The organism is Falsiroseomonas sp. E2-1-a20 (genome assembly GCF_051433195.1).
Classification (GTDB): domain Bacteria; phylum Pseudomonadota; class Alphaproteobacteria; order Acetobacterales; family Acetobacteraceae; genus Falsiroseomonas.
Genome location: NZ_JBHMFT010000183.1, coordinates 1 through 751, shown reverse-complemented (window position 1 = coordinate 751; position 751 = coordinate 1). Strand labels below are relative to the sequence as shown.

Below are 751 nucleotides of genomic sequence, written 5' to 3'. Positions count from 1 at the left end.
GACACCGGCTCCGACAAGATCCGCGAGACCTACGGCCAGGGCATCGCCAACGTTGTCGCCGGGATGTTCGGCGGCATGGCCGGCTGCGCGATGATCGGGCAGTCCGTCATCAACGTGAAGTCCGGAGGCCGCGGGCGGCTCTCCACGCTGTGGGCCGGCCTGTTCCTGCTGTTCCTGATCCTGGTGCTGGCCGACCTGGTGCGGCAGATCCCGATGGGCGCGCTGGTCGCCGTGATGATCATGGTCTCGATCGGCACCTTCTCCTGGAAGTCGCTGAGCGACCTGCGCGTACACCCGAAAAGCTCCTCCATCGTCATGCTGGCCACCGTCGCGGTGACGGTCGCGACGCATGACCTGGCGCAGGGCGTGCTGGTCGGCGTGCTGCTGTCGGGCATCTTCTTCGCCCGCAAGGTGGCCAACATCTTCCGCATCCGCTCGGAGCTTTCGGCCGACGGCATGCAGCGCACCTACACCGTCACCGGCCAGATCTTCTTCGCCTCCGCCGAAAGCTTCGGCGAGGCCTTCGACCTGAAGGAGGCGATCGAGCGGGTGGTGATCGACGTCACCGGCGCCCATATCTGGGACCTCACGGCGGTTGCGGCGCTCGACCGCGTGGTGCTGAAGTTCCGCCGCGAGGGCACCGAGGTGCAGATCCTCGGCCTGAACGAGGCCAGCTCCACCCTGGTCGACCAGCTCGCGACGCATGACAAGCCGGGCGCTTCGGCCGCCCCGGCGCTGCACTGAGGGGGAA

Annotated in this window: 1 protein-coding gene; it reads left to right on the top strand. The window is 67.6% G+C overall.

The genetic code is table 11. The features are described 5' to 3' along the window. On the top strand, positions 1-744 hold a 744-nt coding region (locus ACFHPP_RS31270), incomplete at its 5' end, for a SulP family inorganic anion transporter (RefSeq protein ID WP_437167117.1). Positions 745-751 lie beyond the last annotated feature (7 nt).